General features: G+C 64.7%; 1 pseudogene. It reads left to right on the plus strand.

Annotated elements, in window-relative coordinates:
• Positions 1 to 392: pseudogene (locus tag ACZIRK_RS45460) on the plus strand (hypothetical protein); the annotation flags it as partial.
• Positions 393 to 462: the final 70 nt, after the last annotated feature.

Here is a 462-nt window from a genome sequence, read left to right on the forward strand (position 1 = left end):
CGACGCTCCATGCGGCTCCTTTGCCGACCAACGTGGCAAGCATGAAATCCATGATCGCTGACAGTTCGATCCAGGTCCGGTGGGGCGGCTGGCGCGGTGGCGGATGGGGATACGGAGCTGTCCGAGGCTGGGGTCCTCGAGGTTGGGGTTGGGGAGCAGGCGCCTTAGTTGGTGCCCTAATCGGTGGCGCGATCGCGAGCAGCGCCTATGGCTATTATGGCGGCCCGTACCACGGCGGCTACTACCCCGGCCCGTACTACCGCGGTTACTATCCCGCCTACAGCTACTATCCGGCGTACGTCGACTATGGCTGGCAAGCAATCCAGGAGCCTGGGGCCGCCCGCTTCTACAGACCTTATGGATACGGCGGGCGGCCCTGGGGCTATTGGTAAGCGGGCCGGCCTTGCAATTTTTCTGGGCGCGCCGGCCTTCCAACGCTTACCGCGGACTGATCGCGCCGAG

The sequence above is a fragment of the Bradyrhizobium sp. Leo114 genome, assembly GCF_055229415.2.